Origin of the sequence: Micromonospora parastrephiae (assembly GCF_016802865.1) — a bacterium.
GTDB lineage: Bacteria > Actinomycetota > Actinomycetes > Mycobacteriales > Micromonosporaceae > Micromonospora > Micromonospora parastrephiae.
In genome coordinates, this window is sequence record NZ_JAEVHM010000283.1 from 1 (window position 1) to 5,289 (window position 5,289).

4 protein-coding genes are annotated in these 5,289 nt (G+C 66.8%); 3 read left to right on the forward strand and 1 reads right to left on the reverse strand.

Features of this window, described 5'->3' with window-relative positions; all coding sequences use genetic code 11:
- Together JNW91_RS29375 and JNW91_RS29380 are read left to right on the forward strand one after the other, a co-directional pair.
- Positions 1–739 (forward strand): 1-phosphofructokinase family hexose kinase (locus JNW91_RS29375; protein ID WP_203178759.1); only part of this gene is annotated, 739 nt, incomplete at its 5' end.
- Between the two features lie 1,243 nt (positions 740–1,982).
- Entirely contained in the window at positions 1,983–2,918 is a 936-nt protein-coding gene (locus tag JNW91_RS29380) for a hypothetical protein (RefSeq protein ID WP_203178761.1), read from the forward strand.
- A gap of 184 nt (positions 2,919–3,102) precedes the next feature.
- On the opposite strand, the gene JNW91_RS29385 is transcribed toward JNW91_RS29380, so the two are convergent.
- Positions 3,103–4,110, reverse strand: coding sequence for an endonuclease domain-containing protein (locus JNW91_RS29385; protein WP_203178762.1), 1,008 nt, complete (start codon positions 4,108–4,110; stop codon positions 3,103–3,105).
- A 232-nt stretch (positions 4,111–4,342) separates the two neighbouring features.
- On the opposite strand from JNW91_RS29385, the gene JNW91_RS29390 reads away from it, so the two are divergent.
- A partial coding sequence (locus tag JNW91_RS29390; RefSeq protein ID WP_238425922.1) for a hypothetical protein occupies positions 4,343–5,289 on the forward strand: 947 nt, incomplete at its 3' end.

The window sequence follows — 5,289 nt, forward strand, 5'->3', positions numbered from 1 at the left end:
GGTGCCGGTCCGGGGCGAGATCCGCAGCAACATCAGCCTGGTCGAGCCCGACGGCACCGTCACCAAGGTGAACGAACCCGGTCCCGAACTGGACACCCAGGAGACCGAGGCGCTGGTGCGCGCCGTCCTGGACCACCTCACCGACGTCACCTGGCTGGCCTGCTGCGGCAGCCTGCCCGACGGCGTACCGCCGGACCTGTACGCCAGACTGACCGAGGCGGTCCGGTCCCGCGGCGTCCGGGTCGCGGTCGACACCTCCGGCGAGCCGCTGCGGGCCAGCCTCGCCGGCCGACCCGACCTGGTCAAACCGAACACCTCCGAGCTGGCCCAACTGGTCGGTCGGCCTCTGCGGACCTTCGGCGACGTGATCGACGCGGCGCTCGAGGTTCGCAAGCTCGGCGCTGACGCGGTGCTGGCCAGCCTCGGCGCTGACGGGGCACTGCTGGTCGAGGCCGCCACGGTACGGCACGCTGAGGCGCCGGTGGCCCGGGTGGTCAGCGCGGTCGGCGCCGGCGACGCCGCCCTGGCCGGCTTCCTGCACGGCGGCGGGGCAGGCATGGCCGCTCTTCGTACCGCGGTGGCCTGGGGCACGGCCGCCGTCCAGCACGAGGGGACGCTCTTCTCCGCCGTCGACCCGGATCAGCCGGTGCTGGTGAGCACCGATGTCGACCCGAACCGGCCGCTACGGGACGCCGACGCCGTCCCCACCCGGGCCGAACCCGTCTCCCGGCCGGCCTGACCGGCGGCGGGCTCGCCGCCACCGTTCGAGCGACCGGCATCACCTGCACGAGCTGCCGGCATTCGTCGGCTCAAAGCCTCTGCCTCGTCGACAACCTAACGCCCTACCGCCGCAACACCGTCGTGCGGCGATTCTGCGACGACGCGAACGGCCTCCTGCAGACCGTCGGCGTCTAGAGGAACTGCACGCCGGATGTGGCCAGCACTTCGACCGCGAATTCTTCCTAATCGGCAAAGATCGATGGAATCGATGATCCTCATGTCCGCCGCCGCCCGAACCAGATCGGACACAGCAGGAGCCACACGGACACGGCGGGACGGAGGGGATGCTCGTCGGACGAGCAGCCACGGAGCAGCCAAACGTCCACAAGGGACAGAAAAGCAGAGAGCCCGACTCGCGTTTCCGCAGGTCAGGCTCTCTTGATCTTGTGCGCCCGAAGGGACTCGAACCCCTAACCTTCTGATCCGTAGTCACAGGCCACCGAACAGTCCTCTACAGATATCAGTGTAGACCAAATAGAGTCGGCCCACAACCTCCCTAGTCCAACCCCGTCCAGCCACGTCCTTGCTGGTCCGGGCGCTGCAGGCGATGGTCATCGCTGATCATCGATTAGCGCGAGGGCTCGCGATAGCTGATGAAATCCGACTGCGTCCCGGTAAATCCACGCCCGTCCCCCGTCGCCCGAGCAGCCACCGAGCAGCCACGGATCAACCGCCGCCCTGACTGACGTCAGCCAGCCGGCGCTGGGTGTCCGATCGATCGGCTCGTAGATCGATCGCCTCGGCCGGAACTCGCCTTACAGCGCGCGACGGGTCTAGACACACAGTGTGGTGATCCGGTTGGCTGTAGATGTGACTCAGGTGATGGTCCGGCACGCGAGCCTCTTGCAGGACGCGGTTCGGCTCCTGTTGTTGCTCGACACAGCCGCGGGACCGGTGGTCGAGGACAGCGAGGCACCACCGAGTGCCGTAGGCATCGTTCGCATCAAGGTGTGCTTGCAGAAACTGGACTTCTGGGCCGGCTACCCGGACTACCTCGCCAACGAGCTTCGCGTTACTGCCGTTGCAGTACTTAGCGTCAATCACCGAGTGTCCGGCTGGCTGCGCTCCGGCCGGGCGCCCGGCACGCCCACGCCATTGCACCCCCGTAGCGATCGACTCCCACCCACCGCGGTCAGCCCGGCATGCCGCGTCAAGGATGCTCCGAGGCGACGTGTCCTACTGCTTACCTACAGTCAGACGCCATGCAGGTTGTGAGCCCTTCGCGCTTACGGGACGCCATCGCCGAACACCTCCGAGACGGGATGACACGGCGGCAGATCGAAAACTTCTTCGAGGACCTCGGTCTCGCTCCCTGGCCGGATGAATGGGTGTCCTTGACCAAGGCCGCGTTCGTCTGGTCGATCCTGGGGGACCACACGCTGCCTGAACTGGCCGACGTCGCGCGCCGCGTCTTGGATGAGGTTGAGGCGCCAGGGTTGGCCGCGCTGGTGGACCGCCTCGGTCCGACCGGTGTCGCGGGCGATCTCAAGAACCTGATCTTTGCGGCAGACGGACCCAAACCGAAGATCGTCTTCCGGGACGCCGTCAACAACGACATCGCGCTGGTGGAAAACGAGCAGTATTGCCTGGTCTATGACCGACCACTGGGCCCGAATGGCCTCACCTGGCAGGAACTCACCGATTGGTGGACGGGTCGGGAAGGCCTAACCGGCCGGTCGCCGGCCGAGGTCTCCCGGAGCCTCTACAGCCGGCTGGACCGGTCCCTGGGAGGCAACGACGCAGAGCGGCGGATCCTGCGCACCTACGCCGATCGGTACGTCCGATTGGGCTCCGGCATCCCCGCGTTGATCCCGCAGGTCTATCTCCACTACGACCCCTACACGAAGCGTCAGGGCGGCACCGTGCTTGCTCGGCAGCGGATGGATTTCCTTCTGCTGCTGCCGAACCGGGCACGCGTAGTGATCGAGTGCGACGGTATCCAGCACTACGCCGACGATCTCGGCCGAGCCAGCCCTCAGCGCTATGCGGAAATGGTCGCCGAGGACCGTGGCCTACGGCTGCGCGGCTACGAGGTGTACCGCTTCGGCGGCCAAGAGTTGCGAGAAGAAGCTCGGCCCGGCGACCTGCTACGGACCTTCTTCGACGCGTTGGCAGCACGCCACGGAGGAGGTGCTTGAGCCGGCCTTGCCCTAGGAGGTAATGCCGCGGAACCACGGTCAGGGGCAGCAAGCCGGGCCAGGGAAGCGTCGACCGGAGCCTGGCCATCGTGTGGCCCGGTGTACGTGTCGATTGCGGACAGCTGCGCCGTGACGGGCTGCGTTGCTGGTACTCCACGGCCCGGGGTTCCCGCCTCGCCCTCACTCACCGGGCTGAAACACCGAGATGGTGCGTTCCCGGCTTGAAGCCGGCAGGTAGGTAGAGCACTTCGATCCCCAGGATCACCGAGGGTGGTCGGCGACGGTAGTTGTCGAATAACAGCGAGTTTGCCCGGCCCTCGGCGGTGTTACACGATGAGGAAAGCAGGCCGCGAATCAGCCCGCTTGCATGATCATGGTCCCTCACCAACCTGCCGACTGTATGACCCTGCCCGCAAACCGCGCAGCGGCCTTCGTGCCAACGCTCCAACTCGGCGTAGGCAGCCCGCTGATGGGGCAGCACGTAGGCGCCGACACTCGCCAGGGCAACTCCTGCCTCCGCTACAGCGACGTGTGAGGGCATAACCCACGCCCAGCACGCCGGTCGACCTTCGGGTGTGGCCGGGTCAAGGTCAGGTAGACGAGGCTTACACGCACCGCAGAGTCGGCTCTTCACCGCCGCGACGCCGTCCCGCGCCAACATCGCGACCACCTCCGACGAGCCGATCTTGCGCGCGCCACCCGTTGCCTGGCCAGCAAGAAAGTTGAGGACTTGTTCCAGGTCGCCACCATGTCCTTCGAGCAGCACCCCGAAGGCGTGCAAGTCCTCGGGAAACTGCGGCGGTGCCGGGCGGGGTGGGCGTCGGCAGCTCGACCTGTGGATCTTGCCTTTGTTCAGGAGGTAGAGGTAGCTGTCAGGATTCAGCGGCTGCTGCTCTTCCCTCCACCGCTGGACAGTCTGCTCATGGCGGCGGCGGGCCTCGGGGTAGTGGGACATCGCCAGGTCGCAAGAGCTACAGCAGGCGCTCTCCCACCTTGTTGCCTGAAGAAGATCGTCTCGGATCTCCCGCGCATCGCCCTCGCCGGCCGCGACTCTTTCTAGAATCCAAAGCACTGTTGGGAGGTCGAGGGACCAGGTCTCCTTCCCGCCAAACTGCTTCCAGCAGGTCAGGGTGGAGCCTTCGAGGGAATGGTCACCGAGATGTACGTCCAACTTAAAGCTCTGACCTTGCATGGGAACTCCCGCACGGGATCGATAGCCTCCGCAGCGCCAGCAGAGTAGCCAGTCGGTCCGACATCTCAGTGGATGCCAACTCGGAGAGGCTCGCCGAGACCAGTCGCTGGTGATGACCGATCCCGCGCGACTACGCCGTCCCCAGCCGGCAGGCGCCGAGGATGCGGACGCGATCCGATCGGCACGGGTGCTGCCGCCCCTCCATCACCGGAGGCCGGATGATGGTCCGGTGATGCACGAGTTGAACCGACTGGGCGAGCGTCCCTTCGAGGACCTGTGCCGCGCACTGGCCGTCCATGTCCTCGGAGTCGGTATCCAGGCGTTCGGAGACGGTCCCGACGGAGGGCGCGAGGCGACCTTCGAGGGCCCACTCACCCACGCCGGGGCGAGCGGTCGCTGGAACGGCTACGGAGTGCTGCAGGCGAAGTATCGCCGCAGTGGGTACGGAAACAAGGACGCCGAGTGGCTCCGACAGCAGATCAAACCCGAACTCGACGCGTGGCTCGATCCGACCCGCCGGCGTGTGACCGCAGGTCGCCGCCCGGAGTACCTGATCATCGCCACAAACGTGCGGCTGTCCAGTGCGCCCTCCAACGGCGGCATCGACCGCATACACACCCTGCTGCGCGGATACGCCGATCGGCTCGGCCTCAAAGACATCGCCCTGTGGGACGCCACCTCACTGTCGATGTACCTCGACGCCTACCCCGACGTGCGGCAGGGCTTCTCCCATCTCATCTCGTCAGCGGACGTGCTCGCGAAGACCTTCACCACCTTGAACCGCATCGATGACGCCCTCCGCCCGCGCACCATTCAGGTCGGCCAGGGGCCGCCGGGCAATCAGCGGGCATTCCGTGCGGTCTACCAAGCAGCCGGCGGCCAACAGGTTCTCGGCGAACCCACCAGTGAGGTCTACGACGACGGCCCCGGCTGGGTACAGCACTTCGAAGGCGGCCTCGGGCAGCCCGAGGCGGTGATTTGCGCCCAGGCACGGCACGACCCGGTCGCGATGGACGCCACCATCTGGGACGCGCTGCGGGCGTCGAGCCCGGGGCAGCTCACCGACGTCGGCTACCCGGTCCGGTCCGCGTCGCCTCCATTCATCGACGCGGCTTCTCGCAACATTGTCCTCGACGGAGGCCAGTGGGGGCCGGGCGAACTCGTGCGTGGCGACGAGGG